The sequence below is a fragment of the Candidatus Woesearchaeota archaeon genome (assembly GCA_018302225.1).
Taxonomy (GTDB): Archaea; Nanobdellota; Nanobdellia; order SCGC-AAA011-G17; family JAGVZY01; genus JAGVZY01.
In genome coordinates this window covers 1-25,735 of sequence record JAGVZY010000015.1, presented here as the reverse complement: position 1 = coordinate 25,735, position 25,735 = coordinate 1, and the positions used below count along the sequence as shown (strand labels likewise).

The 25,735-nt window shown below is 31.6% G+C and carries 24 protein-coding genes, 3 tRNA genes and 2 rRNA genes; 17 read left to right on the top strand and 12 right to left on the bottom strand.

The features are described 5' to 3' along the window. Nucleotide 1: 1 nt before the first annotated feature. The 4 genes from J4403_04345 to rlmD are packed head-to-tail and all read right to left on the bottom strand — an operon-like array spanning nt 2 to nt 2,914. Nucleotides 2-925: a TIGR00269 family protein gene (locus J4403_04345; GenBank protein MBS3167405.1), complete on the bottom strand. Its 924-nt coding sequence runs from the start codon at nt 923-925 to the stop codon at nt 2-4. 1 nt (nt 926) lies between these two features. Beyond that, nucleotides 927-1,142 (bottom strand): MoaD/ThiS family protein, encoded by a 216-nt coding sequence (locus J4403_04340; GenBank protein MBS3167404.1) that lies wholly within the window; start codon nt 1,140-1,142, stop codon nt 927-929. After that, entirely contained in the window at nt 1,120-1,752 is a 633-nt protein-coding gene (locus J4403_04335; protein ID MBS3167403.1) for a hypothetical protein, read from the bottom strand. Before J4403_04335 ends, J4403_04340 begins: the two co-directional genes overlap by 23 nt. A gap of 46 nt (nt 1,753-1,798) precedes the next feature. Continuing rightward, the gene (gene rlmD / locus J4403_04330; GenBank protein ID MBS3167402.1) at nt 1,799-2,914 is read right to left on the bottom strand and encodes a 23S rRNA (uracil(1939)-C(5))-methyltransferase RlmD; all 1,116 of its coding nucleotides are present in this window, start codon (nt 2,912-2,914) and stop codon (nt 1,799-1,801) included. A 75-nt stretch (nt 2,915-2,989) separates the two neighbouring features. Between rlmD and J4403_04325 the strand changes: the two genes are divergently transcribed. After that, complete coding sequence (locus J4403_04325) at nt 2,990-4,906, top strand: bifunctional (p)ppGpp synthetase/guanosine-3',5'-bis(diphosphate) 3'-pyrophosphohydrolase (GenBank protein MBS3167401.1); 1,917 nt, start codon at nt 2,990-2,992, stop codon at nt 4,904-4,906. Here the strand turns inward: J4403_04325 and J4403_04320 are convergent. Both J4403_04320 and tmk read right to left on the bottom strand, forming a co-directional pair. Then, nucleotides 4,903-5,853, bottom strand: a complete 951-nt coding sequence (locus tag J4403_04320) for a ThiF family adenylyltransferase (protein MBS3167400.1) — start codon at nt 5,851-5,853, stop codon at nt 4,903-4,905. The genes J4403_04325 and J4403_04320 overlap by 4 nt on opposite strands. A gap of 170 nt (nt 5,854-6,023) precedes the next feature. Further along, nucleotides 6,024-7,175, bottom strand: coding sequence for a dTMP kinase (tmk, locus tag J4403_04315; protein ID MBS3167399.1), 1,152 nt, complete (start codon nt 7,173-7,175; stop codon nt 6,024-6,026). Nucleotides 7,176-7,311: 136 nt separating this feature from the next. Here tmk and J4403_04310 point away from each other — a divergent pair, with 136 nt between their 5' ends. From J4403_04310 to J4403_04300, 3 genes are all read left to right on the top strand, one after another. Next, the gene (locus tag J4403_04310; protein MBS3167398.1) at nt 7,312-7,596 is read left to right on the top strand and encodes a DUF357 domain-containing protein; all 285 of its coding nucleotides are present in this window, start codon (nt 7,312-7,314) and stop codon (nt 7,594-7,596) included. Between the two features lie 88 nt (nt 7,597-7,684). Then, nucleotides 7,685-8,623, top strand: a complete 939-nt coding sequence (locus J4403_04305) for a lytic murein transglycosylase (protein ID MBS3167397.1) — start codon at nt 7,685-7,687, stop codon at nt 8,621-8,623. Further along, nucleotides 8,624-9,136, top strand: a complete 513-nt coding sequence (locus J4403_04300) for a hypothetical protein (GenBank protein ID MBS3167396.1) — start codon at nt 8,624-8,626, stop codon at nt 9,134-9,136. Here the strand turns inward: J4403_04300 and J4403_04295 are convergent. Continuing rightward, nucleotides 9,133-9,999: a hypothetical protein gene (locus J4403_04295; protein ID MBS3167395.1), complete on the bottom strand. Its 867-nt coding sequence runs from the start codon at nt 9,997-9,999 to the stop codon at nt 9,133-9,135. The two genes, J4403_04300 and J4403_04295, sit on opposite strands and share 4 nt — an antisense overlap. Nucleotides 10,000-10,094: 95 nt before the next feature. Here J4403_04295 and pyrH point away from each other — a divergent pair, with 95 nt between their 5' ends. Together pyrH and J4403_04285 are read left to right on the top strand one after the other, a co-directional pair. Next, nucleotides 10,095-10,766, top strand: coding sequence for a UMP kinase (gene pyrH, locus J4403_04290; GenBank protein MBS3167394.1), 672 nt, complete (start codon nt 10,095-10,097; stop codon nt 10,764-10,766). A gap of 74 nt (nt 10,767-10,840) precedes the next feature. Continuing rightward, nucleotides 10,841-11,926 carry a hypothetical protein gene (locus J4403_04285; GenBank protein MBS3167393.1) on the top strand — a complete coding sequence of 362 codons (1,086 nt, stop codon included), beginning with the start codon at nt 10,841-10,843 and terminating at the stop codon, nt 11,924-11,926. 242 nt (nt 11,927-12,168) lie between these two features. Here J4403_04285 and J4403_04280 read toward each other — a convergent pair. The 3 genes from J4403_04280 to J4403_04270 all read right to left on the bottom strand — a co-directional run bounded on the left by J4403_04280 (nt 12,169) and on the right by J4403_04270 (nt 17,317). Next, nucleotides 12,169-15,385 (bottom strand): 23S ribosomal RNA (locus J4403_04280). A gap of 230 nt (nt 15,386-15,615) precedes the next feature. Then, nucleotides 15,616-15,746: transfer RNA gene (locus tag J4403_04275), tRNA-Ala, on the bottom strand. A gap of 106 nt (nt 15,747-15,852) precedes the next feature. Beyond that, nucleotides 15,853-17,317: ribosomal RNA gene (locus tag J4403_04270) — 16S ribosomal RNA — on the bottom strand. Together the 16S and 23S rRNA genes with 1 tRNA gene alongside form the textbook arrangement of a ribosomal RNA operon. 585 nt (nt 17,318-17,902) lie before the next feature. On the opposite strand from J4403_04270, the gene J4403_04265 reads away from it, so the two are divergent. The 6 genes from J4403_04265 (at nt 17,903) to J4403_04240 (ending at nt 21,069) form a co-directional block, all read left to right on the top strand. Further along, a complete protein-coding gene (locus J4403_04265; protein ID MBS3167392.1) occupies nt 17,903-18,112 on the top strand; it encodes a hypothetical protein in 210 nt (69 codons plus the stop codon). Between the two features lie 69 nt (nt 18,113-18,181). Continuing rightward, on the top strand, nt 18,182-18,379 hold the full coding sequence (locus tag J4403_04260; GenBank protein ID MBS3167391.1) for a hypothetical protein: 198 nt from the start codon (nt 18,182-18,184) through the stop codon (nt 18,377-18,379). A gap of 275 nt (nt 18,380-18,654) precedes the next feature. Further along, nucleotides 18,655-18,831 carry a hypothetical protein gene (locus J4403_04255; protein MBS3167390.1) on the top strand — a complete coding sequence of 59 codons (177 nt, stop codon included), beginning with the start codon at nt 18,655-18,657 and terminating at the stop codon, nt 18,829-18,831. Between the two features lie 27 nt (nt 18,832-18,858). After that, nucleotides 18,859-19,428, top strand: coding sequence for a hypothetical protein (locus tag J4403_04250; protein MBS3167389.1), 570 nt, complete (start codon nt 18,859-18,861; stop codon nt 19,426-19,428). A gap of 506 nt (nt 19,429-19,934) precedes the next feature. Continuing rightward, nucleotides 19,935-20,756, top strand: a complete 822-nt coding sequence (locus tag J4403_04245) for a hypothetical protein (GenBank protein MBS3167388.1) — start codon at nt 19,935-19,937, stop codon at nt 20,754-20,756. Between the two features lie 91 nt (nt 20,757-20,847). After that, nucleotides 20,848-21,069 carry a hypothetical protein gene (locus J4403_04240; protein MBS3167387.1) on the top strand — a complete coding sequence of 74 codons (222 nt, stop codon included), beginning with the start codon at nt 20,848-20,850 and terminating at the stop codon, nt 21,067-21,069. A gap of 268 nt (nt 21,070-21,337) precedes the next feature. Here the strand turns inward: J4403_04240 and J4403_04235 are convergent, their stop codons facing one another. Both J4403_04235 and J4403_04230 read right to left on the bottom strand, forming a co-directional pair. Continuing rightward, nucleotides 21,338-22,174 (bottom strand): hypothetical protein, encoded by an 837-nt coding sequence (locus J4403_04235; protein ID MBS3167386.1) that lies wholly within the window; start codon nt 22,172-22,174, stop codon nt 21,338-21,340. Nucleotides 22,175-22,205: 31 nt separating this feature from the next. Further along, a complete protein-coding gene (locus J4403_04230) occupies nt 22,206-23,396 on the bottom strand; it encodes a redox-regulated ATPase YchF (protein ID MBS3167385.1) in 1,191 nt (396 codons plus the stop codon). Nucleotides 23,397-23,472: 76 nt separating this feature from the next. Between J4403_04230 and J4403_04225 the strand changes: the two genes are divergently transcribed. The 5 genes from J4403_04225 (at nt 23,473) to J4403_04205 (ending at nt 25,523) form a co-directional block, all read left to right on the top strand. After that, nucleotides 23,473-24,207, top strand: a complete 735-nt coding sequence (locus tag J4403_04225; protein MBS3167384.1) for an alpha/beta hydrolase — start codon at nt 23,473-23,475, stop codon at nt 24,205-24,207. 49 nt (nt 24,208-24,256) lie between these two features. Then, nucleotides 24,257-24,394 (top strand) — tRNA-Ile (locus tag J4403_04220). 42 nt (nt 24,395-24,436) lie between these two features. Next, nucleotides 24,437-24,796 (top strand): hypothetical protein, encoded by a 360-nt coding sequence (locus tag J4403_04215; protein ID MBS3167383.1) that lies wholly within the window; start codon nt 24,437-24,439, stop codon nt 24,794-24,796. A 40-nt stretch (nt 24,797-24,836) separates the two neighbouring features. Beyond that, nucleotides 24,837-25,286: a hypothetical protein gene (locus tag J4403_04210; protein MBS3167382.1), complete on the top strand. Its 450-nt coding sequence runs from the start codon at nt 24,837-24,839 to the stop codon at nt 25,284-25,286. 162 nt (nt 25,287-25,448) lie between these two features. Next, nucleotides 25,449-25,523, top strand: a tRNA-Glu gene (locus tag J4403_04205). Nucleotides 25,524-25,735 lie beyond the last annotated feature (212 nt).

Below are 25,735 nucleotides of genomic sequence, written 5' to 3'. Positions count from 1 at the left end.
GTTATTTCTTTCTCTGGATGTTATTTATAAGATTACAACACTGACAAATTTCTCCAGAACAAGGCTCTTTACATTTCTTACAAGATTTAGTATCTGGCAGAGAAGAATATTTCTTTTTTAACAAAGGTAAAATTTCTATAAAGGATTTTATTATTGAATTTTTTATTCCAGGATGATTTTGTTCAAAAGAATTTAACATATTTCTTACATCTCCTCTATAAGACTTATAAGTATAGGGACAGGAGTTATAATTTGAAGTAAATTTGTGAAGATAAGCATATGCAGTGGTTTCTTTTTCTGTTAAAAAGTAAAAGGGCTTAATTCTGCGTATAAATAAAGGATTGTCTTTTATACCTGTTATAGGTCCTAATCTTGCATTTACTTCTGGATTGTTTCTGAATTGATTCATAACTATAGCTTGAGATTCATCATCTAAGTTATGCCCTGTTGCAATTTTAGTTGTTTTTAACTTTCTTGCATATTTATTTAATAGATATCTTCTGAGAACGCCACAAACAGAACAGGGTTTTTCTTTCGAAAGTTCGAGTAATTGATCCAAAGTATAGCCGAACTCTTTTTTATATGAAAGGATGTTCAGCTTCAGATTTAATTGTTTACATAATTTTTTAGCATCTTTTATTGTTTTATCCCTATAATCTTTTATTCCCTCATCGATTAAAATAGGAATTAATTTAATATTTTTATTTTTAGAAGTAATTTTATTTAAAATATACAATAAACTTAATGAATCTTTTCCTCCCGATACTGCAACCGCAATATTATCATTTTTATCTACTAAATTAAATTGTCTAATTGTTTTAAAAACATTCTTTTCAAAATATTTATTAAAACAAGAGATACATAAATAAATGTTTGAGTTAGGAAGATTAAATACCGGATTTGTTTTACAACTTTTACAAGTCATTTTATCCTCCAGAAACCACTTCTAAAATTTTTAATTTATCTTTGTTTTTTAATCTTACAATTTCTGGTGTAAGTTGGTTATTTCTTGTTACTAAGACTATTGTGGGATTTAGATTTAATTCTATTAAAAGGTCTTTTACAGTTGAATTTTCTTTTAATTCTAATTTTTTTGAATTTTGATTACTTTTTTCTTTTTCAAATTCTATGAAGACTTGCATTTTTAACTGCCTCTTTAACAAGTTTTTCAACATCTAATTTTTCTTCTTCTTGTAAAATAATATTTAATTTCGATTTTGTAATGGGACATTGTGGAACTGCACCACAACAACTGTTTTGTGTTATTGAAATTTCAAAAGTTCCTATTTTCTTTGCAATGTTTATTACTTCTTGTTTATCTCTACATAATAAAGGTCTTAAGATTATTAACTTAATTGATTTATCAGTGTTAACCATATTCTCTAAAACTTGACTTGCTACTTGTCCTAAATTTTCTCCTGTTGCAAGATAGTCTGCTTTTTCTTTTTCTGCTAATTTTTCTGCAATTTTAAACATAAATCTTCTACATAAAACGCATCTGTATCTTGGATTACATTTTTTGATTATTTCAATTTGTAGGTTTCCATATGGAACAAGATAATAATTTTTAAAATTGAGTTTTTTGCATAATTTATCTATTTTGAGCTCTTTAGTTTGTCTCAAAGGATAATGATCAAAATGAACTGGAATTAGGTCTGTGCCCTGTTCTTTGAGCAAATAACCTGCTACAGGGCTATCTATACCTGACGACAGCAATAGTAAGGCTTTATTTCTTTTAAATTTTGCATTCATAAGGGGTATTTAAATCAAAGAGCTTTTAAAGGTTTTCTAAGAATTATTAAATTTTCACTAATTCAGCTATGACTTCTGAATGAAAGGTTTGTGGAAAAAAGTCGAACAAAGCTACACTTTTAATCTTGTATTTTCTGAATCTGGGAATATCTTTACCTAATTGCTGCGGGTTGCAAGAAATATAAATTATAACTTCAGGTAAAAGTTGATTTAAATGGTTTATTGTTTTTTGGTGCATTCCACTTCTTGGTGGGTCTAAAATAACAAACAAAGGTTTTATTTTTTCTAGGTTTAGTTTATTTATTTTTGCTGCATCAAGAGTAATTGCTTTTATATTTTTACAATTATTGTTTTTTGTATTTAATTCTGCAGATTCTGTACACTCAGTATTATTTTCAACTGTAAAAACTTGTTTAAATAAGTTTGAATTTATAATTCCAAATGTTCCTACTCCACCATATAAATCTAAAAGGTGGGCTTCTTGAGTTGGATACTGCTTTAACAAAGAATTACAATAAGAATGCATTTCTTCAAGTAATTTGGAGTTGTTTTGAAAAAAACCTTGTGAGGAATAAACAAAATTCTTATTTAAGATATTTTCTTTTAAAAATTTTGAACCCTTGATTACTAAAATTTCTTTAGATATACTTAATTCTGAATTTGAAGGTGTATAAGCAACTAAAACCTTTTTTGCAGTTGTATTTTTTGAAAAGTGTTTTATTTTTTTTATGGCTTGTTCAATTCTAAATGAATCTGAATTTAAAACGAATGAAATTGATGAATCTGATTTTGGAGTTCTTATAACTGCATATTTAAAAGTTCCTTTATAAGTTTTAAAGTCGAAATGGTCTACTTCTTTAAAAAAATCCCTTAATTCGATTAAAAGGGAGTTTATTTGTTGTTCTGCAATAATACATTGGTCTATATCTAAAATTTGGTTTGGAGTATCTTTTTCTCTAAAACCTAAACCTTTTTCATGAAAAACAAAGTCCATTCTATTTCTATAATTAAATTCGTTGGCTGAGAAGAGGTCTATTTCTGAATTTTTAATCTTTAAGAGACTAGCAAGTAAGTTCTTTTTATTTATTAACTGAGTTTTATAGGGGATATGTTGAGAAGTACAACCACCACATTTACCATAATATTTGCATATTTCAGCCATAACTTAAAATTTATGGGTTAGCTTAAAAAGATTTCCAAAAAGAAAATTTATAAACTTGGGTTATTGATTAAACCTATGGATATAGATTTAAAGATTTTATTGGATAAAGTAAGAAGGAATTATCCAAAAGAGGATTTAAGTTTAATTGAAGAAGCTTATAATTTTTCTAAAGAAAAGCACTCTGGTGAAAAGAGGGTTTCTGGAGAAGATTTTTTTATACACCCTTATAATGTAGCTTTAATCTTAGCAGATTTAGGATTAGACCCCGAGACAATTGTTGCAGGTTTATTACATGATACCTTAGAAGATACTTCAACAAAAATAGATGAAATAAAAAAGTTTGGAGAAAAAGTTTATGAACTTGTTGAAGGAGTCACTTTGCTAAAAAAAGTAAAAAATGCTTCTGCAAAAAAATTAAGTAAGCATGAATGGGCGGCTGAAAAAGTAAGAAAAGTTATTTTGTCGTCTGTAAGGGATATAAGAGTAATATTTGTTAAACTTGCAGACAAACTACATAATGCAAGAACATTAGAATACTTGGACTTAGAAAGTAGAAAGAGAATATCTCAAGAAATATTGGATGTTTACGCTCCTCTGGCTTACAAACTAGGCATAATAAATCTAAAGCATGAGCTTGAAAATTTAGCTTTTAAAAATTTATATCCCAAAGAATATTCTGAATTAGTTGGAAAAATAAGAAGAAAGGAAAATAAGAGCCAACAGGTGATTGAAAGGGCAATATTAGACATAAAAGAATTACTTAAACAGCAAAATATAGACGCTAAAGTGTATGGAAGGCAAAAAGAGGTTTATGGTGTCTATAAAAAAATACATGGAAAAATTGATGATTTAAACAAAATTTATGATTTGTTTGCAATAAGAATAATTACAAAAGATATTAAAGATACTTATAAAGCCTTAGACTTAATTACTAAAAAATGGAATGGAATTCCTGGAAGATTAAAAGATTACATTGCTCAGCCTAAAAAAAATGGTTACCAAAGCATCCATATTGGAATAAATTATTCTAGAAATCCTTTAGAAATACAAATAAGAACTGGAGAAATGCATGAAATTGCAGAACATGGCTTGGCTGCACATTGGAGTTATAAGAATGTAAAAGACTCTGAAATAGATGATAAAATAAAATGGTTAAAACAAGTATTGGATTGGCAGAGAGAATTAAAAAGTGAAAAAAAATTTACAAAGAATCTAAAAATAGAAGTATTTGAAGATTTAATATTTGTGTTTACTCCAAATGGAGATTTAATTGAACTTCCACATGACTCTACAGTTGTTGATTTTGCATATGCCATCCACAGTACAATAGGTGATAGATGTACAGGTGCAAAAATAAATGATTCTTTTTATGGAATATCACATACTCTAAGAAATGGAGATATTATTGAGATTATTACTTCTAAGAATCATAAACCTAATCGAGATTGGTTAAAATTTGTAATTACAAGTAAAGCAAGAAGTAAAATTAATAGTACAATAAGAGCGACTAGTAATATACCTACTAATGCCCAAAGAGTTAAAATTCCTGTTAAAAGAAAATTTAGTTTGTTTAATCTTAATACTAATTTTCCTGTTGCTTCAATTAAACTTGCTGTTTGCTGTGATCCTTTACCTGGAGACTTAATTGAAGGATTTCTAGCTGGAACAGGAAAGTTAACTATTCATAAAAAAGGTTGTATAAAAAGTTCAAGAAATTCTGATAAAATTAAAGTAGACTGGGCAGAGGCTATTGAAGGGATTGTTAATTTAAAAGTTTTAGCTAATGAAAGAGTAGGAATATTAACTGAATTGTTAAATGTAATTACGACTATGAAATTGAATATAGATTCTGCTAAAGCTAAAAACTCTGGAAATCAGACTGTGGCTTGCTATTTTGGTGTTTTGGTTGAAAATTTAAATAAGTTAAAGTTGCTAATTAAAAGATTGGAAAAGATAAAAAGTGTTAAAACTGTTTCAATTGAACTGAGTTAATTACCTATATATTTAGAATAAATAGATTTAGCTTCTTCTAGAGATTTGGCTTTTATTATTACCCTACCATCTTCAAAGAAAATATTGTTATTATAATTTACGTAAGAATCCATTTTTCTTGCATTTGGAAGATTTTTAGAAAGATTTGTAAGATTTAATTTTGGTCCGGTAATTTGATAAGTGCCGACACCACATAATTTTATTGCATCTGTTGCTTTTTCTCCATTAAGAAATTCGTAATTTCCTGAGCAAGCAGGACATTTTTGTAATTTTTTTGTTTTAGTTTTAGAAAGTTTGCCTTTCCATATTTCGAAATGAATTAATTCTTTTGAATAAGCTTGTTTTGTGATAATTTTTATTGTTTCTGTTACTTGTAGTGCTGAGATTGCTGCAGGTATTGTATTAATTATTCCTTCTGTGTCGCAAGTTCCCAATTGAGATGTTGGTGGTTGAAATATGCATCTAAAACAAGGTGTTTTTTTGGGAATAATATTCATGACCATACCTTCTGAACCTAAAACTGCAGAATATATCCAGGGGATATTATTTTTTAATGCAAAGTCATTAATTAGAAATCTTGTTTCCATATTATCTGTACAATCTAAGATTAAATCTGATTTTAATAAAGAACTATTCTTATGAGTTAAATCTGCAAAGTAAGATTTTATTTGTATTTTTGAGTTTATTTGTAAAAGTTTTTCTGTTAGTACTTCGGTTTTTAGTCTGCCTATATCTTGCTCGCCATAAACATTTTGTCTCTGTAAATTGGATTCTTCAATAACATCTCTATCTATTAAAGTTAATTTGTTTATTCCTGCTCTTACTAAGAAATTAGAAGTATATGAGCCTAAAGCACCTAAACCAACTATACAGACATGTGCCTTACTTAGAAAATCTTGTCCTTTTTGGCCTATTCTTTCAAATATAACTTGTTTTTCGTAACGCATAGTTTAACTGAGAAGGGGTTGATTTTTATACTTTTTGGATTAAAAAGCTTTAAATAGCTGTTTCTTATTTTCAAATCTATGGAACAAAAATGCGAGATGTGTAAGAAACCTTTAAAAGAAAAGGAAAGGCAATTATGTAAGAATTGCCGCAAAATAGTCAATAGTAAGTTTTAGCTAATTTTATAAATTTCGTGCTTTGGAAGTATTTCATCTGTTATTTTGTTTATTACTTGATCCACACTTAATTTTGTTGTATCTATGATATAATGGAAGTTTGACTTTGAATAAACATTTTCAATATCATACCATTTGTAATATCTCCTTGCATCTGATGTAGCTCTATCCTCAATTGCCATTTTCGCTTCATCTATACTTTTAAATTTTTCTTCTGATCTTCCTGCTTCAAAAACACGTTTAGCTCCTTCATTAGGATCTACATCTAAAAATATTTTGAGTGCATAAGGTATAAAAAAATAAGAAAGTCTTCCATCAACAATAAAATTATCTTCTTCTTGAGCCAACTTTTGCATATAGGCGTCTGCATCATTATCTGTATAAGCTTCATGCTCACCTATTTTATTTAATTCTGCTAAAGGAACTCCTTTTTCTTTAGCCATTTTTCTTCTTATTTCGCCTATAGAATAATGTGTGTAACTTATTTTTTCTGCTAATTTTTCTGCAAATGATCCTTTTCCTGAACCAGGTGGTCCTGAAATAGCAATAATATTTTTATGATAATAAGGTTTTAAAGTCGCGTAAATTTCTTTTAGAATTTCATCCTTACTGCGATTTCCGTCAATGAGATATACACCTGGAAATTGTTTTGCGAGGATATGGTATGTTGCTTGGACCCTACAAAGTTTTTCTTTTTCTTCAAATAACTCCATAGAAGATCTTGAAGCTTTGATTCTTTCTATACATACTTCTGGTGGGACATCAATTATAAATGTAGCGTCAGGGGTTCTAAAATAACTATTTAAACTTTTTAGCCATGAAATATCCGCATCTAAAGAACCATAAGCTATTGTTGAAAAAAAGTATCTATCTGTAATAATATTTCCTTTTTGCAAGGTTGGTAGAATTTCATCATCTAAATGATGTGATCTGTCTGCAGCAAATAATAACTGAAAACCCTTTGGATCTATTTTCCAGTTTTTTCTTAATACACCTCTAATCAATCCGCCAACAAGATTGTTTGTTGGTTCTTTTGTTTCGAAAGCTTTTCTTCCTGTTAGGTTTAATAAATCCTTTAATGCACCTACCTGTGTAGAAGAACCGGCACCATCACATCCTTCAATTGCTATAAATAAATTTCTTTTCATCTCAAAAAAACTGAGCTTATTTTATTTAAAAGGATTTACCAACTCTAATATAGATACAGAAAATGATATATTTTTTTATTACTAAAATTTACAAAAATGAGGATAGGTTTTTAAATCTATGGGGTATTTATAAACTATGAAGGAAATAAGTGAAGAAAGGCTAAAAAGGTACTTTAAAGTCACTAAAGAAGCGTTTGCTATGGCTAAAAAATCAGGAAATAGACTGCCTGAAATGGATAAGCAAAGAGCAGATTTTATAGATATGATATTTAGATATATTTCAGATGCAGAACATTTTTATAAAAAAGAAGATTATGTTAACGCTTTTGCTGCCTTAAATTATGCTCATGGTTGGTTGGATGCAGGTGCAAGATTAGGATTATTTGATGTTCATGATTCAGAATTATTCACAGTTGATTAAAATAAAAAAGTTTATAAACAAGTGTTTAAAGAAGTTTACTAAAATCTGAGAGTTGTTTTATCAAAAATTAATGAACTAAAACTATAAAATGAATAAAATATTAAAAAATGGAATGGTAGTATTGTTATCTGCTTATTTTTTAGCAGGAAATTATATGCCTAATAAAGTAAGTGAACAAAAAGTAAATAATCGTCAGGTAAAAAGTGTAGGAATGTACAACTTTTTACAGAATAGAGATCTTCACCTTATTAATGGGTTAGATGAAACTATTAATGAAGTAATGAATAAACTAGTAAAAGATTTCGGTCATGATCCTTATGAAGTACACTTACTTCTTTCTAATAAAGCTATTGATTTTGATTTGTATGCTCCTAAAAAAAGTAGATTAAAACTCTTGAAGCAAAAAAAGAAACCAAATTTTGATAATAGTTTTGGAAATTTATATCTTGAATATTATCAAGCAAAAAATCTTAAACTAGAAAATTTAAACTTAAAGAGTTTTGTCAATAAGTATAAACCTGAACTTAAAAAAGCTGAAGCGGAATTGGGTGTTGACTATAGATGTTTAGTTGGAATTGTAGGAATTGAAACAAAATATGGTAATCCAAATTATATTGGGAATCATAGGCCTGTAAATGTTTTTTTATCTTTGTATAAATTTGAACCAACTAAAAAAAACTTTGCAATCAGAGAGTTATCAGAATTACTTAAATTTGGGAAGAAAGCAGAAATACCGCCTTATAGACTAAATGATATACCTTCTTCCTATATGGGTTGTTTTGGTTTTGGACAGTATCTTCCAAGCACAGCAAATGAATATTATCCTGATGGCGATATTTGGAATATAAAGAAGACAATACATGCTTCTGCAAAATATCTTGCGGATAATGGATGGAATTCGGATTTAAATGGTGAGCCTTTACATCCCAATAATCCTAATTGGAAGGTTGTTAGAAAATATAATAGATCTGATGAATATATAAGAAATGTTGGAAATATTGCTGAATCTCTATCAGGGGAAATTTAAATGAGTGAGATAATATTTTTAGATGATATAAAAAAAGAAATTGTTAGTTCAGAGAAGTCTATATTAACTTTTGGATTTAAAAAATTTCAAGACGAGAAAAGAGGTGATTTTAATAATTTATTTTTTTATAATCACACATTTAATGATGAAGAACTTGATTATTTAGTTGAAATTGCAAAAGATGAAAAGGGGTTTAATTTGGGTCTTATGTTAAACCAACAATTTGAATCTACTTCTGATTACATAAATACAATTTCTAAGCTGTATAGATATTCTGAAGGTAAATTAAATTATTATTTAATCAGAAATCTTCAAAAAGATTCAACCCTTAGAGAAAATAAAGTTGTGAGATCTACACTCTTAGATGCTTATCACCTTTCTGGAACTCATGGTCCAATAAATATAGATAGGGCAGATTTAAAATATCTCCCAGGAGGCTCCTTAGATTTATTTAAAGAAAAAATAGATCAAATTAAAGTAAGATATGAATTTAAAAGTTTAAAACTTGTTTAAGCTACTGCTTGTGTGTATGTGGGCAGATAATGAACATTTCTATTTCCTTTTTTATTTAAATTTTCAACAGCTTGCTTTAAATGATTATCATTACTTAAAATAACCACATTAATATTTTGTCCTGCAAAATAAATTCCTTCAGCTAATATGTCTGCGTCTGTATTTGAAAGGCCATAATTTTGATCCAGTTTTTTAAGAATATAATCTTTAGTAATCGTTTCTCCGGGTCTAGCATTCTTTTGTATAGTTTTAACAGTTTTAATTATTTGATTCATTTTAGTATTATCTAGATTTTTTGGTGGCTTTCCTGTTTGAATAAATTCTTTTGCTATGAGATAATTTTCATTTTTAATAGTTCCTTCTAAAGAACTTTGGGCCCAATCTATGCAATGTTTATAATTATTGGGATCTTTTTCAATCTTATCTAAGATTATTACATTTTTTTCTAATATAGATTTGGTAGGATAATCGTGTACTTCATTTAAAACAGATTTTGTTATGTAGAAATTACCTTTACTAGTATTTAAAAGAGTTAATAATTTTTGAGTATTTTCTGAATAAGTAAAAATCGCTGAGCTATCTAAAATATAAATTATTTTTTCCCCTGCTGTTAAATTAGCCATTTCGTTAGCTAAATTAAATTCAGATTTAACTAAATCTTCAAGTGGTGCTTTTGGAGCAGTTGAAGTATAAAACAAACTAGAAAGCAAAAGAAAAGCTAGTGAAAATAAAGAGCTTGCAGTAGCAGGTATTGAAACACCTATAAAACTGCCTGTAATATTTGTTGAAGTATTCAGAAAGAAAAAAGCAGCTAAAACTAAAGAAATTTCACTAAGAAGTCTATTTAATTCCCTCTTTTCCATGGATTTAGATAAAATTAAGAAGTTTATAAATTTTGTCCATTTGTTAAGATAAATTTAAATAGAATTAGGAGTTTTTAATTGTAAAAGGGGTTTAAATGAAAATAGTAATATCTTTAGGTGGAAGCTTGATTGTTCCTAATGAAATAGATTATAATTTCTTAAAAAATTTTAAAAAGTCTTTAGCTAAGATTAAAAAAGACAATAAAGTTATAATCGTAACTGGTGGCGGAAGTATTGCAAGAAAATATATTGAAGCTTTACGTAAAGATAAATTATCAGAAGAAAGATGCTCTTTAATTGGAATTAAAGTTACAAAATTAAATGCTATGTTCTTGAGTAATTTTTTAGATGAAAATAAAACAATTCCAGATTCTTTAGAAGAAGTAAAAAAACATTTGAAAAAATCTAATGTTGTTGTTTGTGGTGCTCTTGGATATCATCCAGACATGACTTCTGACGGAGATTCTGCTATGATTGCAAGATATTTACATGCAGATATTTTTATTAATATGACCAATGTTAAGGGTTTATTTGATAAGGATCCTAGAAAATTTAAGAATGCTAAGTTTATTTCTGAGATAAGCTTTAGTGATTTTATGAAAATTTCAAACAAAATAAAGTATAGGGCAGGGCAACATTTTGTTCTTGATCAAAGTGCTGCAAAAATAATAAATAGATATAAAGTAAAAACTGCAATTCTTCAAGGTATAGAAAATCTTGAAAAGGCTATTTCTGGAAAGAGATTTATTGGAACTATAATTCGTTGAGTTTAAAAGAGAGCTTTATAAACTATTTAAATAAAGTTGGAAAGTTTTAAAAGGTTTTGAGGGTTAAAAAGGCTATGAATAAACCTTCAAAGATAGCGACTTATGGTGCTGCATTAATCTTTCTTCTTGGTGGAACAGCTTATGCTGCAGACAAAAAAACTAAACCTGCAGAAATTAAAGAATACTCTACTGAGGGTTTTGATAGAAATACTATAAAAGATTATAGCTTTCAAAAAAGTGCTTTATTATTCTTAAAATCAATAGGCTATTCAGAGGAAGAAATTTCTAAGTTTGTAGTAGGTTTTGATTATACCTGGGGAAAGTTGGATAAAGGTGTTTTAAGTAAAGAAATTGCTCAATATGTGCTGGCAAATAAAAAAGAAATATGTAAATTAACTAAACAAGCCATTAATAGGGAAGTTGAATTTAATAAAAATAGAATGAATCAGTTTTATGAAGAAAATTTAGAAAAAATAAAAGATATAAAATCTCCCCAAACTACAATTATAGATTATCTAAAAATAAATGAGATAAATAGAAAAGATTTGGATAAAAAATTAGATAAATCTGATATTGAAAAGAAAGTAGAGGAAGAATACCGAAATATCTTGGATTCTAAATCAAGTAAGAATAATAATTTTAAAGTTGAACAAGCTATGAATTATTACGAACTTGCTCTGAAGATTATTGATCAAAAGAGAGATCAAATAGAATTTATTTATTCTAATTCTGAAGATAAATTAAAGAAAAAATATGAAAAGTTCTTAAAAGAGCTCAAAACTACAAGAAAGGATTATCTTAAAGATATTGATGTTCTTGCAAAATATGAAAATCAGCTTGTTGATAATATTGAAAAAATGGTTGAAATAGATATTATAAATAATACAGATGCAACTAGAGATAAATTATATAATCAGGCTCTAAAAAATGTAATTAATTTAAGCAAAAGAATTTCTGAAACAAAAACTGCTATGAACGCTGCAAATGAAAAATATAATAAACAAATGCAAGAACTAACTGATAGTTATTCTAAATCTTCTGAAAGTTTGGTAAATAGAAATCAAGAACGAGCTCAGAGAGTTATCAAGGGAATGGAAGAGCTTTTAAAACAAAATTATAACCAAGCAATTGAACTGATACAAATGCAAGGTGAAGAGTAAGTTTTAGTATAAGATAAAGAATCTAGTTCTCACTAAGGCTATAAATTGTTTAATAATTTTAATTATCTAGACTTAGGTCTAATCAAAGTATTATTAGTTTCAAATTTCTTATAGAATTATTTCTAAGTGTATTCAATTTAATCGAATACGCTCGCGTTGATACACTCAACTTGTTGAAGTACAATCAACTATGTTGATAGTAAGCGTGCGTGTTATAAAAAAATGAAAGCCATTCATAAATTAATTTTAGTGGTGGAGCGATTAGTAATTGCATGCTGAACATCTCGTTACCTTAATGCTTACACATCAATCCTATCAAACCTGTCATTTACAGGAGCTCCAGTGTGTCTCTTTTCAAGGCGGGTTTCATCCTTAGATGCTTTCAGGATTTATCCCTTGGGGCGTGGCTGCTCGGCATACCTTACCAGATAACCGATTGACTAGAGGCCCCGATTCCTCGTTCCTTTCGTACTAGAAGATCCTTCCCTTCAGACACTATACACTTCCAATAGATATCATACATACTGTCTCACAACGTATTGAACCCAGCTCACATCCGCTTTAATGAGTGAACTCCTCCACCCTTGGCCACTTCTGCATGGCCAGGATGCGGAGAGCCGACGTCGATGTCGCAAACCGCGCCGTCGATCCGAGCTCTTAGGCGCGACCACTCTGTTATCCCCGAGATAGCTTTTCTATTTGCCTTAGCCCTCACCAAGAAGGCATAAGGGTTCGCTAGACCGGACTTTCGTCCCAGAATTTTTTATTTTTCAAAATTCTGTCAAGCTGGCTTTTGCTCTTGCACTCTACAGAGGATTTCTAAACCTCTTGAGCCAACCTTAGGGTCCTACTGATATCTTTTCAGCAGGGTGCCGCCCCAGCCAAACTGTCCGCCAATAATTGTCCTCTTCCGAGTAAGCAATGTAGAGTCCATTGAGTAGTATTACACTGTTGTCTACACTTAACCTAGCGATCAAGCTTTGGCGACTCCTACTTATGCTGGACAACAAACTCCACATTGCAGCTACAAGCTACAGTAAAGTTCTACGGGGTCTTCGCTTCCCATTGGAAGTCACTGGCCTTTGCACCAGTACAGTGGATTCAGGGGGTTCCAACCAGGGACAGAAGCGATCTCGTTATACCTTCATGCAGGTCGCCAATTAAGCGACAAGGCATTTCGCTCACATTTGTTACTTTCCTCTTTAAAATTAAAGAGTACTAACCTAAAAAATATTTTAGAATTAATTTAGGCGAGTATGCATTTCTACATACTTCCATTACTCGCATAATGGGTCGGACTATATCTTACTCTTTCGAGTTTCAGCGTATAGTCTCTGAGGATACAAAATGTTTTTTCAAAAACATTCAGTCTTTCCTGCTGATTGTCTGCACTCAACACATTGTTACTTTAAAAATTTTAAAGTAGTGTGAGATACTCAGATTTTCCAGCATATAGCTGAATTTTACTAAGGCAACTTTTATTTTTACCTTAAGAGAATTATAGTTATTCCCGCCGTTTACTCGCTCTTAGACCCGTTGAAACAGGTTTTGAAGTACGAGCACTGGGCAGATATCACCTTCTATACACATCTTTTCAGATTGGCAGAAAGTTACGTTTTTGTTAAACAGTCGGATCGCCCTTGTTATTGAACCCTGCAATCGCATACATACGTACACAATCACAGGGACAGCTTAAACCGAAGTTACGCTGCTAATTTGCCGAGTTCCCTTGATTGGATTAGTCCCTCACATCTTAGGCTTCTTACCTAGAACACCAGTGCCGGTTCTGGGTATGGTTATTTGAAATCCTTGATGATTCTTTTTTCATGGACTCCAGGCATCAACCAGATGCGCCATAAGCGCACTATTCCCAAATTTAATCAGGTTCTCACCATTACGGTACTTCCCCAATTTATTTTAGTTAACATTACAGGTTAGTAATGCTGATTTAGCCCAAAGTTTCAAAAATCACCCTTGTGTTGCCACACGTATTCAAATAGTAAAGGAATCTTAACCTTTTTCCCTTTCTTATAGGTCATGTTATGACTTAAATTAGGACCAACTTACCCTTAGCTGAACTACATTGCTAAGGAACCCTTGTTCTTTCGATGCTAGAGATTCTCACTCTATACAGATCCTACTAACGCCAGGATTCTCATTTTTGCAAGGTCCACTCCTCCTCTCGGAAGAGCTTCTGCCCTTACAAAACGCCTGCCTACCACTTTCATTTCTAGAATGAAGTCTGTAATATCGGCAACTGATTTAGTCCCGTCCGTTTTCAGGGCACAAGACCTAGACAGGTGAGCTATTACGCTTTCTTTAAAGGATTGCTGCTTCTAAGCAAACCTCCCTGCTGTCTTGGGTATTATACACCTTTCACCCTCTAACAATTAATCAGTATTTTGGGGCCTTAATTACAGTCTGGGTTGTTACCCTCTTGCGATACACGTTTACCGCGCACCGCCGTTTCTCAAGGTCTACAATACTATAACCTTCGGAGTTGAACAGAGAACCGAGGAATTTCTTCCCCTAAATCCCCAATCCGTAGCTCTACAGCTATAGTTATCTCGCTCGAGACTAGACTTAGGCCTATTTCGGCAGGAACCAGCTATCACCAGATTCGATTGGCTTTTCACCCCTAATCCAAGGTCAGAAGAACAGATGCACCTAGAACCTCTTCAGGCCTCCACAGGGTTTTACCCCCACTTCGCCTTGCCCCGGATTAGATCATCTGGATTCGGGTCGCATCCAAGTGACTAATGGCACTTATCACACCATGCTCCTCGTAAACTGCGAGCTATTGGTTTCCCTGCGGGTTCTCTTTTAGATTACCCTTGCCACTTAAATGCACTCCCTGGCCCGTTTTTCGAAACGTACGATACAACTCCTTTAGAGCCGTATCCTGCTATCTCCAACAGATTTCAAGTTCTTTTAATTCCCTATTACGGGTTCTTTTCAACTTTCCTCCACAGTACTCGTTTGCTATCTGACTCAAGACATATTTAAGGTTGGAAGTTGATGCCTCCCAATTTCCTGCACAATTTCCAATGTGCAGTACTCAGGATACCTAAAAAATCCACTTATGAATTTCTACGGGACTTTCACCCTCTATGGTATTTCATTTCAGAAAACTTTGAATATACAAGTTTGGATATAAAATAGGTCCTATAACACCACATCTCTACCGTATTACTACGGCAGATTCAGTTTGCCTTACACCCTTTTCTCTCGCTGATAATCAGGGCATCTCGATTGATTTCTTTTCCTTCGGGTACTAAGATGCTTCAATTCCCCGAGTTCGCCATCCTTTCGGATTATGCTAAAAGCATAGGAAGTCCTATTAGGGCATTCCTGGTTCGAAGGCTACATGCGCCTCGCCAGGACATTTCGCAGCTTGCCGCGCCCTTCTTCGCTGTCTTGAACAGAGTTATCCGTCTGCTGGACTAATCCACTATTAATTTATGAATGGCCTCATCAATATGAATATGAATTAAAATTTTTATGAAAAATATTTTAAAATATTTTTTTTATTTTATTTTAACATTCAGAGCAAAGATACAATTTTAAAATTCCGATTTTAAATTGTAATTCACATCTCGGTTCTTCACTAAACAATCTCTTGATTGAATAGTTGTCTGCAAATAAATTTGCAAATTTTTCTCAAAGATTTGATTTTAAAAAGTATGAAATGGACTCGTCGGGATTCTCAATAAAATGCTTTTAGGCAAATTATACTTGAACCCGAAACCCCCACCTGTCTTTGAGAATCTTGCGATTCTTAACATGCAAGGGTGGTGCGATACCATTACGCTACGAGCCCATTTTTTTTGTGATGAGTAGTTTGAGCGTTATAAAAACCTTATAGTAACATTTAGTTTGAATTTCATTTAAAAATATTTTTTTATTATGATATAAAAATAAAAAAAAGGAGGTGATCCAGCCGCAGGTTCCCCTACGGCTACCTTGTGACGACTTGCCCCTCCTTACTGAATCTATGTTCGATTTAAGCATATCAAACCTCACATAGACCCTGCTCGGATGAGATGACGGGCGGTGTGTGCAAGGAGCTGGGACATATTCACCGTAGTATAGTGAGCTACGATTACTAGGGATTCCGACTTCATGAGGGTGAGTTACAACCCTCAATCCGAACTAGGATAAGGTTTAGAGGTTTAGCTTCTCTTCTCAGAGTTGCATCCCATTGTCCTTACCATTGTAATGCGCGTGTAGCCCAACAGATTCGAGGCATAATGACCTATCGTTGCCTGTACCTTCCTCCCATTTACACGGGCAGTCTCTACATTGTGCTCACATCCCGGAGGATATGATTGCAACTGTAGATACAGGTCTTGCTCGTTGCCTGACTTAACAGGACACCCTACAGCACGAGCTGACGATGGGCATGCACCATCTCTCGGCTTGTCAGGTAAAACCTTTAATCTGACCTTCATACTGCCGTCGCCGTTGGTGAGATTTCCCGCGTAGTATTGGATTAAACCGCACATTCCACCCCTTGTGTGCTCCCCCGCCAATTCCTTTAAGTTTCAGTCTTGCGGCCATACTTCCCAGGTGGCGAGCTTAACATCTTCACTTCGGCACTGCAGGTTCCCAAAGAACATGCAACACATAGCTCGCAGCGTTTACAGCTAGGGCTACTCGGGTATCTAATCCGGATCGTTCTCCTAGCTTTCGTCCCTCACTGTCAGACCTGTTCTAGACAGACGCCTTCGCCACTGGAGGTCCTCCTTGGATTATCACATTTTACCGCTCCCCAAAGAATACCTCTGTCTCCTCCCAGTCTCAAGTTCTACAGTCTCTCTTGCAAGCCGTTAGGTTAAGCCCAACGATTTCACAGGAGATTTATAGAACCAGCTACGGACGCTTTAGACCCAGTAAACGTGGTTGCCACTCGTGGCGCCGGGGTTACCGCGGCTGCTGGCACCGGTCTTACCCACCACTTATTCGCCAAGCTATTTACACTTGGCAAAAGCCAATTATAAATTGGCACTAGGGATTCCCTTATCGCACTTTCGTGCATTGTAAAGTTTTCGCGACTGCTGCACCCCTTAGGGCTATGGTCCGTGTCTCAGTACCATCCTCAGGGCTTCCTCTCTCAAGGCCCTTACTGATCATAGGTTTGGTGAGCCATTACCTCACCAACAGCCTAATCAGCCGCCGACTCACCTTTAGGCATTACTTTTGAGAAAATGCACGATTCCAGTGTCAATTTCTTATCCGGGTTTACTCTCAGTTTCCCAAGGATATTCCAGACCTAAAGTTAGATTATCGACGTGTTACTGAGCATTACGCCGAGAACTCTTGCGAATCCTCTGACTTGCATGTCTTAGTCGAATCCCTATAGCAGCAACCTCCCATAGGATAAATGGGATTTAAAATACTGGCCGCTATAATATAAAGCTTAAAAAAAACTAAATTGTAGGAACTACAAGGTTTAATTTATAACAAAACTCCTACTCATCTGCATCATACTCTCCAACAATATGAAAAGTACTCATAACAAAGATATGTTTATCATTTTTCCAAACATATCAGAACAAAAAGCATTTGTATAGCTTTTCCTTAGTTTTGTGAAGACAACATGTATATAAAGCTTCCGAAAATAAGACTGCGCTTTATCAACGCAAGCCACCTTCGGTAGGCTAAATAAAAAATATTTATAGACTGATTTGAGATTTTATTAAAATCATTACTTTATGGTTGTGAACTTTGAATAGTTTTAAAAATCTAATAGTAGTTTATTTTTGTTATTGTATATAAATTGAAACACTAAAAAGTGAGAATCTGAAAAAGACACTTGTAAGTGTTTTGGAAAAGATGTAATATGTTAAAATTATGGGTTTTCCAGAAGAGAATTTTTGAGAGTTTTTTAGTTTGAAGTATATTGTTTTTCTTTGAAATTGAAAATTATTGTGAAATAAGTTAGGAATAGGTTTTAAAATAAATTTGAAGTGAGTTATGAAAAAGCTATTACTTGGATTAGGGAATTATATTAATATTCTTTCAAAGTTGACTTTTCTATTTATATTCCTTTTTGTAGTTTATATTTTTCTTGAAAAGAAGATGATTACTACATCAGATATACTAATCGTTTTTTCTATTATCCTGATACAATATGCACTACCGCCGTTTATTAGTTGGATAGTCAACATGAAGATTAAAAAATAAAAATTAAAGGAGAAAAGAGAAAAAAGAGTTCTTTGCAAAATATTCTGAAAATTGAAGGGGGTAAATACTATGAACTTGATAAGAGTTGTTTTAATAATTATTATCTGGGCAATTTCTCTCCCACTTTTATGTTTAGATGTTATGTCTCCACAGAGCATAGATCCAGATACTCGCCTCGGAGTCATGTATGGGATAATTTTCGTGGCAACAAGTCTAACGTTATTTCTTGCCTATAAACATCCTTGGCTTAAAAAATTTAACGATTAAATTTGGGAGGAAAACAAATGCGCGGAGTTTTTTCAGCAATACTTACAGGTCTCAAAGAGATGTTTATAGGAATTGGAATTCTTACATCAGCTTATATCTGCGTAAATGTTGCAAAGGTAATAATAGATATTGTGATGAAATAAATTTCGCTGAATTTAATTAAGTTTAGTATATTTGAGAAGTCGGCATGAGATTTTAAAAATTATGCCCAAGTTTTTAGCTTGTGCCGGCTTTTCTTTTTTCTTTTTTTAAATTTGATATTAAGGAGAAATAAAATGAAAGAAAAGAGGGTATACTACTGGATAATTCTTGCTTGCCTTGCAGTTATAGTAACTTATTTTCTTTATAGGCTGATGGTGCCCGCTTTGTTAGTTTTCTTAATATATAAAGTATATCAGCTTGAAAGATTAATAAGATCAAAAGATGATACTTTTTCTGAAAAAAATAATTAAAACAAATTTTAGAAGGGGGGTAAAATTATGCTATTCAGAAACTTTATATTCCCTGCAGTTATAATGGCAATAGCCACATTAGTTGTAGGAGAAATATTTGCTAGTATATTTGCAAAAGAAAAAAATGGAAGAATAATTATAAAGAGGATATTTACTGTTCTTTTTATTATTGTTCTCTTTTCTTTTGTTGGACATAAGGCGATTTCTAAAATTCAGAAGTATTTAGTTTATGAAACCAAATTCAAAAATCTTCCACTTCAAACAGCAAAAGAAACTGTTTCTAAAGATAAAAAAATTCTTGCTAAAGAAGAAGTTGAAGATACTTATGTTCTATCTCGAGTATATTACGCAGAGATAAATCAAGGGTTTAAACCCTTATCTGAACAAGCAAAGAAAGATTCTGATAGAATTAAGTCTTTTCTTGAAAATATTGAATATGTTCAGATGTTTAAAGGATTTGTGATAATAAATTTCAATTCTACACTATGTTACTTAAATAATAATTCAGAGATAAAAAGGCTACAAAATCTGAAGTTTAAGATTATTAAATCAACGCATAAAAGAATTGAGATTGAAATTCTTGATGAAGAGGTTTAATTGAAAAAATTTATCTTTAATGTCTACAACAGGCGGGGTGTTTTTTTCTCTTCAATCACAACTGTTTAATGTTTTCAATAGTGCACCGCCATTGTACTTAACTGAAAAATAGAACATCTTGTGTTGAGCCCTGCCTGTTTGAATATATCTGGGAGAGCTGGTGTCTTGCTGTTTTTTGCGCCCACATCTTGCAGTGAGCATCAGCTCTTCTTTTTTAATTTAAATTTTAAAGGAGGTGAAAAAGAATGAAAGATTATTGGACATTTATCTTAGTGGGACTGCTACTTGCTTTTTTGGGTGGATTTATACTTTCATCAAATCTGCCTAATTCTATGGGGTCATTATTTGGATATGCGGAGGAATACTCACTCTGATTTCAGGTATTTGCCTCTATAAAAAATGGTTCGAGAAAAAAAGAGAGCAATATTCTATTGAAGAAATCAAAAAATAGAACGGCCTGTTTTTAATTTTAAGGGTCTAAATAATTTTTAAGGGGGTATTTTTTTATGAAAAAGATGTTTTATATTCCTATGGTATTTTTTGTTATTTTCTTTCTTACAGGGTGTGGAGTTACAAATCCGTCAACTCCCCAAGGCTGCGTAGGCTATCTGATCGATAAACCTTTTCTTTTTGGTAAAGGTGGCTACTTAGGCATGCAAGTAGGACCTACAAAATATGGCATGGGTTGGAGAAACATGGTCCTGAATCTTAATTATACACCTAAAACTTATCACGAGAATTTTGAAATCCTTGCTAAAGACGAATTAAAAATACGTCTTAATTCTCACGTGATATTAGCCATTGATCCACAGAGGATTAAAGAAGTTGTGGAAAAATATGGGGCAGATGGGTGGTATGAACGATCATTTAAAGCGCTTCATCGCGGATTTGTAAGAAATGCTGTAGTAAAATATACTACCAAAGGTGTAAAGGATGAACAACTCAAAGTCCAAGAAGAAATTAAAACTCAACTCTCAAAGGTTTTTGAGAAAACTCCTTTCATTTTCGTAGATTCCACGATAGGTAGTATAAACTATCCTGACTCTGTAGCTGCATCTATTGAAACGAAAATTGTAAAAGAACAGTTGCTCCAGCAAAAAGATTTGGAAGAGCAAATTGCTCAAAAAGATGCCAAGATAAGAATTACTAACGCAGAGGGAATAAGGAAATCACAGGATATAATTCAGTCAACCCTTACCCAAAATTATCTTCAGCATGAAGCAATCGAAGCATATGCCAAACTTGCTGGATCACCTAACACAACTTTTGTGATACTTCCTACAAATCCGAATGCGGCCGGGATGCCCCTCATCTTGAACGCGAAATAGAATTTATTATCTCACAATATAAGAAGCCAATTTTATCTAAAAAATAAGATTGGCTTTTTTTTCTTTTCAAATCTAAAGGAGGTGAAAAAGAATGAAAGATTTATTATTCTATATCTTAGCTTATATTACCCTACCTCCAGTCTGGGCAATTATTGGTTTACTGGTTTCATGCTTTTTAACCATTATTATAGTTGCCTGCGTTCCAAATAAATTCTACGGTGAACATTCAATCTCAATAGTATCCCTTGCTTATTCTGCGTGGTTTAGTGTGTTTTTAGTGTGGACTTTTGTTTTATTACCTAAGACATATTAAGTCAACAAAAAATTAGAGGTTAAATTTAGTTTTAACCTCTTTTTTATTTATAGCATTAACTATAGTTAATATAAATCTAGGAAAAAAATATAAATTTTAAATCAAATAAAAAATAAGTTCTAGAACTACTTCATCTTTCTTCTACGCTTTTCTTTCTTCATACGTTTTCTTTGCCATTTCCAACGCATTTGGCCTTTCTTTTTCCAACGTCTTGAGCTTCTCTTCATTTAAAACTTAAAATTGAGTAAGGGGTTTATAAAGCTTTCTTTTAAACCTTTTTAAAGTATTCAGAGTCAAATATATTCTCAGGATTGAGCTTTTTTAGGTCTTTTAATAAATGTTTATCTTGCAATTGGTCTTGTTTTAAAGGAACTGCAATTCCATCCACAGTTAAAGCATCTTTCATATGTAAAGAATAAGGTGCTCTTGCTAATTTGCCTGAAACAGATTGTGAAGGATCCAAATTAATTTTATTTGGAAATTTTTCATGTCCTGCAAAAACATCTATTTTTGTTTTTGACTTTATCAAAGCAGCCCACTTTCCAGTAAAACTTTTTAATGGGTGTTTATTATTATAAGATAAATAGTCTTCATAAAATTCGTGTTCTACTTTATCTTTTAATAACAAATATATATGAAATGATGAACCTGTCCACATAAAGAATTTTTTATAATTTATAGGAAAATTTGAATCTGAATCTATTATTTTAATTAATTCATTTGCAACAATTTGTGCTTTTTCAGCAGGAAGATTGTGTCTGTCTATATCAATGAAAATTCTATCTAAGGGCTTTTCATAACCTTCACCATTTGTAGAATAAAATAAATCCATGTTTTTTCTTGGAACAAAATAATTCCAAAGCGATTCTTGTTTTTTAGTAAGTAAACTTCTTGCATCTTTGAGATGTAAAAATTCTTTTCTTGCGTCTAAGAATTTTTTATTTGTTAATTCAACAACATCTTTTGCATAAATAATTCCATTTTTCGAACCACGCTTTAATAATTTAGGTCCTGCTGGGATCCATATTCTTGTTGCTAAAGGTTTTTTATCTAAGAAATCTGTTAATTTCTCACAGACCTTTTTATAGTATAATATATGGTCCATCAGTGGTTTAAAAAGTTTAGAATATATAAATTTACTTGTTAGAAATAATTTCTACAACATCTCCAAATTTAAGAAGATGCTCTTTTCCAACTGTTCTTTTAGTTTTAACATCAATGGCTCTAATAAATCCTTTTCCTAAATCAGTATGTATCCTAAATGCAAAGTCTAAGGCGGTTGAATTTTTAGGCATTAAGAAACAATCTGGAAGTACATTTCCATTTCTGTCTACTAAATTATTTAATCCACCAGGAAAAACAGGCATATATTTCAATAAGTCAAATATTGCGATATCTAAAACTTGTTGTACCCCCGTACTTTTAAATTTATCAAGAATATTTTTTTGTATAAAGTTTAAGGCTTTTATTTGCGATTCTGAAAGTTTTTCTTTGTTTAAAATTTTAAAAGTACCTTCTCCAGGAATATATTCTATTAAACCTTTTTTTGCTGCTTCTCTTAATGCGAGTTCAGATTCTGCTGAACAAGGAATTATTTTTAGATTTGTAAATTTTTGTTTTGCTCTTTCAAAATTCTCTTCTGCACCAGGAACGTCGATTTTATTTGCAGCAATGATTAAAGGTTTATTTCTTTGTCTAATTTCTTTTGCAAATTTTCTTAAATCTTGTTCTGTCCATTTTTCTAATTCAGTTGGAAAGGGTTTAATAACTTCTTCAATCATTTCTTTAGTAACTTTTAGTCCAGTTAATTGTTTTAATAAAGCATCAACTGCTTTTGCTTTTTCTTGTTTTGCAGTTCTTGCAAACTTTTCCCAACCTTTTGAAATAATTTGGAGAATCCACATTTCCATTTCATATTCTAAAAATTCAATATCTTTTAATGGATCATATGACAAGGGTGTTACTGGTTCTCCAATTTCATTTATTGAACCTGAAATATCTACAACATGAATTAAGACATCTGCCGGAATTAAATCATTTAAGAATTGGTTGCCCATTCCTTTTCCTTCATGTGCACCTGGAACTAATCCAGCAACATCAATCATTTGAACAGGAACAAATCTATTTCCGTGAATACAAAATCCCTCTCTAGGATTACATTTAACATTAAAGAATTTTTCAACACATTCTAATTTTACATAACCTACTCCAGAATTAGGTTTTATGGTTGTAAATGGATAATTAGCTATTTCTGCTTCTGCTAAAGTTGCAGCTTTAAAGAAAGTACTCTTTCCGGCTGAAGGTTTTCCTACAAGTCCAATTATCATAAGATTAGTTGAAATAAAAGGATATAAAAAGGTTTCCTAAGCAAAATTTAAATAGCCTTAAAATTAAAGAAGATATATGTATATTGATATTGATGGTATAAAAATTCACTACCTTGTGAAAGGCAAAGGTAAAGATGCAATATTTATTACAGGTGTTTTTGGAGATATAAAAAGATATGATGAAATAATTAATATTTTAAGTAAAAAATATAGAGTGTGGGCATTTGATTTACCCCTGCATGGAAAATCAGGTAAACTAAAAAAAGGTTTTTCTTTAGATGGATTAGTAAATTTAACTAAAAATTTTGTTGAACTTTTAAAAATTAAGAATCCAACTTTATTTACTCATTCAGCAGGAGGTTTAATAGCAATTAGATATGCTTCTAAAAATCCTACTAACAGAATAGTTTTGATGAACGCCGCAGGATTAAAAGTAGATAAATCCAAAGTTTCACCAAAAGCAATGGCTCTTGGAACTATCCGAGCCTTTCTAAAGTCTAAAGGACATTTTTGGAATTCTTTAGTTGTTATGCTTTTTGGAACTTATAATTATGCTAAGAATATATTTAATAGAGATTTTCAAAGATTATTTAAAAATTGTTTAGACCAAGATTTAAAAGAAGATATCAAAAATATTAAATGTCCGATTATATTTTTATGGGGAAGGAATGATACCCTTTTGAATGAAAATTATGTTAAGACTATGAAAGAATTATCTAAAAAAGGGGAAATAATCTGGCTAGATACAAACCATGATTGGCCATTATTTGAACCTGAAAGGATTGCTAGATATTTATCAAAATGGGCTTAAAATAATAGTAAGCTTTAAAAGTTAGTCTTTTGTTTTTAAAGGTAAGGATGATCCCGTAGCTTAGTCTGGTAGGTGTAAACACCTGGACAACTATAGCACCGGTCTTATATGGCCACCTTCGGTAAATATTACCGAATCTCTCTAAGAGAGCCGGAGGTCCGGAGTTCAAATCTCCGCGGGATCACCATTTTTCTATAAGTTTATAATATCTCAAATTTTAATTAATTAAATGAATAGTTGGGATGAACTAGCACAGACAGAAATTAAAGGAAAGGCTAAATTCTTAAAAGCATTTTCAGATATAATTGAGAGGGTTAGAAAAGATACACTTAAATTAAAACTTGGAGAAAATGAAAGAAAAGATTATTTTATTATTGTCGAAGAGAATAGATTAAATAGTTATTTTATTCATGTTGTTCCTAAACAAGTTTATCAATTATTTAAAGAAATGCAAGTAAATAATCCCAACGCAGTCCTTGGTTTTTCTGTTTTAGCTGGAAGACACAAAGACAAAGATGTAAGAGTAAGCTGTTTTGGCATTAAATGCAATTTATTGGGCAAGGCATTATTTTCTAAGAAAGATTTATAAACAAGCTACTTAAGAAATTGAAGTTTGCGAAGGTAAAAAAATGACCCCAAGAATTTATTCGATAGTCACACCTGAAGATATTAGTAATAGGGTTAGAGATTATTCTGATAGACTGAAACATAATGTACCCATTGAATATACTTCTGCAAATGGAGATATAAAAAATTTACTTTGTGAGTATTTAAGACATAAAAAAAATTTAAATACTGATATAAGTAAAAAAATTGGAGAAATTTATCTTACAGTTGTATGGGCAATAGAAGATGAAAAAAACAAAAAGATGTTAATTAATCCTAATATTAGTCTTTCCTCTTATGGTTTTATTACTAAAGAACAAAGGCATAAATTTTATGATAAAATAAGAAGTAAATTCAAACTTTCTACACCAAATATAAATGGATATGGTAGTAAGCCTTTGTATGAACTATGTTGGTTTTTATATGAGCACTGCATTAGTAAAGAGAAGAAGATAACTGAGAAAAAAGGTTGATTTTAGTCAACGACATAAATAAGGCATTTCTGCCCTTGTATTATTACCTGTCTTGTTTAACTAAGCCAATTTATTCTTCTTAGACATATGCTTTTCTTTTGTCATAGACTATTTAATAGTAAGGTTTAAAAAGTGTTCTTATCTCTTTTTAAAAGGTTCTATGCTCCCATGGTGTAGCCCGGTCAATCATTCGAGCTTTTCGAGCTTGAGACACGAGTTCAAATCTCGTTGGGAGCGTTATACCTTAAGGTGCGAAGCTCCCCCCTAATTAGGGGTTATAGTTGGAGATAGCAAGTTTTAATTGAAACCCTTTTACTCTTTCTGAATGTAAAAATATGCATGACATTCCAAGAAGAGAAAATGGATACGAAAAAGAGTTGCAGCTTCTAGAAAAAGCCCAAATTTCTCAGATAAATAAGGAAATTATACTAAAATATCATAGACATATT

Bases quoted from the DNA above. Each gene is read 5' to 3' on its own strand.
- J4403_04345 (MBS3167405.1), bottom strand. From the start codon at position 925: ATGACTTGTAAAAGTTGTAAAACAAATCCGGTATTTAATCTTCCTAAC.
- J4403_04340 (MBS3167404.1), bottom strand. From the start codon at position 1,142: ATGCAAGTCTTCATAGAATTTGAAAAAGAAAAAAGTAATCAAAATTCA.
- J4403_04335 (MBS3167403.1), bottom strand. From the start codon at position 1,752: ATGAATGCAAAATTTAAAAGAAATAAAGCCTTACTATTGCTGTCGTCA.
- rlmD (MBS3167402.1), bottom strand. From the start codon at position 2,914: ATGGCTGAAATATGCAAATATTATGGTAAATGTGGTGGTTGTACTTCT.
- J4403_04325 (MBS3167401.1), top strand. From the start codon at position 2,990: ATGGATATAGATTTAAAGATTTTATTGGATAAAGTAAGAAGGAATTAT.
- J4403_04320 (MBS3167400.1), bottom strand. From the start codon at position 5,853: ATGCGTTACGAAAAACAAGTTATATTTGAAAGAATAGGCCAAAAAGGA.
- tmk (MBS3167399.1), bottom strand. From the start codon at position 7,175: ATGAAAAGAAATTTATTTATAGCAATTGAAGGATGTGATGGTGCCGGT.
- J4403_04310 (MBS3167398.1), top strand. From the start codon at position 7,312: ATGAAGGAAATAAGTGAAGAAAGGCTAAAAAGGTACTTTAAAGTCACT.
- J4403_04305 (MBS3167397.1), top strand. From the start codon at position 7,685: ATGAATAAAATATTAAAAAATGGAATGGTAGTATTGTTATCTGCTTAT.
- J4403_04300 (MBS3167396.1), top strand. From the start codon at position 8,624: ATGAGTGAGATAATATTTTTAGATGATATAAAAAAAGAAATTGTTAGT.
- J4403_04295 (MBS3167395.1), bottom strand. From the start codon at position 9,999: ATGGAAAAGAGGGAATTAAATAGACTTCTTAGTGAAATTTCTTTAGTT.
- pyrH (MBS3167394.1), top strand. From the start codon at position 10,095: ATGAAAATAGTAATATCTTTAGGTGGAAGCTTGATTGTTCCTAATGAA.
- J4403_04285 (MBS3167393.1), top strand. From the start codon at position 10,841: ATGAATAAACCTTCAAAGATAGCGACTTATGGTGCTGCATTAATCTTT.
- J4403_04265 (MBS3167392.1), top strand. From the start codon at position 17,903: ATGAAAAAGCTATTACTTGGATTAGGGAATTATATTAATATTCTTTCA.
- J4403_04260 (MBS3167391.1), top strand. From the start codon at position 18,182: ATGAACTTGATAAGAGTTGTTTTAATAATTATTATCTGGGCAATTTCT.
- J4403_04255 (MBS3167390.1), top strand. From the start codon at position 18,655: ATGAAAGAAAAGAGGGTATACTACTGGATAATTCTTGCTTGCCTTGCA.
- J4403_04250 (MBS3167389.1), top strand. From the start codon at position 18,859: ATGCTATTCAGAAACTTTATATTCCCTGCAGTTATAATGGCAATAGCC.
- J4403_04245 (MBS3167388.1), top strand. From the start codon at position 19,935: ATGAAAAAGATGTTTTATATTCCTATGGTATTTTTTGTTATTTTCTTT.
- J4403_04240 (MBS3167387.1), top strand. From the start codon at position 20,848: ATGAAAGATTTATTATTCTATATCTTAGCTTATATTACCCTACCTCCA.
- J4403_04235 (MBS3167386.1), bottom strand. From the start codon at position 22,174: ATGGACCATATATTATACTATAAAAAGGTCTGTGAGAAATTAACAGAT.
- J4403_04230 (MBS3167385.1), bottom strand. From the start codon at position 23,396: ATGATAATTGGACTTGTAGGAAAACCTTCAGCCGGAAAGAGTACTTTC.
- J4403_04225 (MBS3167384.1), top strand. From the start codon at position 23,473: ATGTATATTGATATTGATGGTATAAAAATTCACTACCTTGTGAAAGGC.
- J4403_04215 (MBS3167383.1), top strand. From the start codon at position 24,437: ATGAATAGTTGGGATGAACTAGCACAGACAGAAATTAAAGGAAAGGCT.
- J4403_04210 (MBS3167382.1), top strand. From the start codon at position 24,837: ATGACCCCAAGAATTTATTCGATAGTCACACCTGAAGATATTAGTAAT.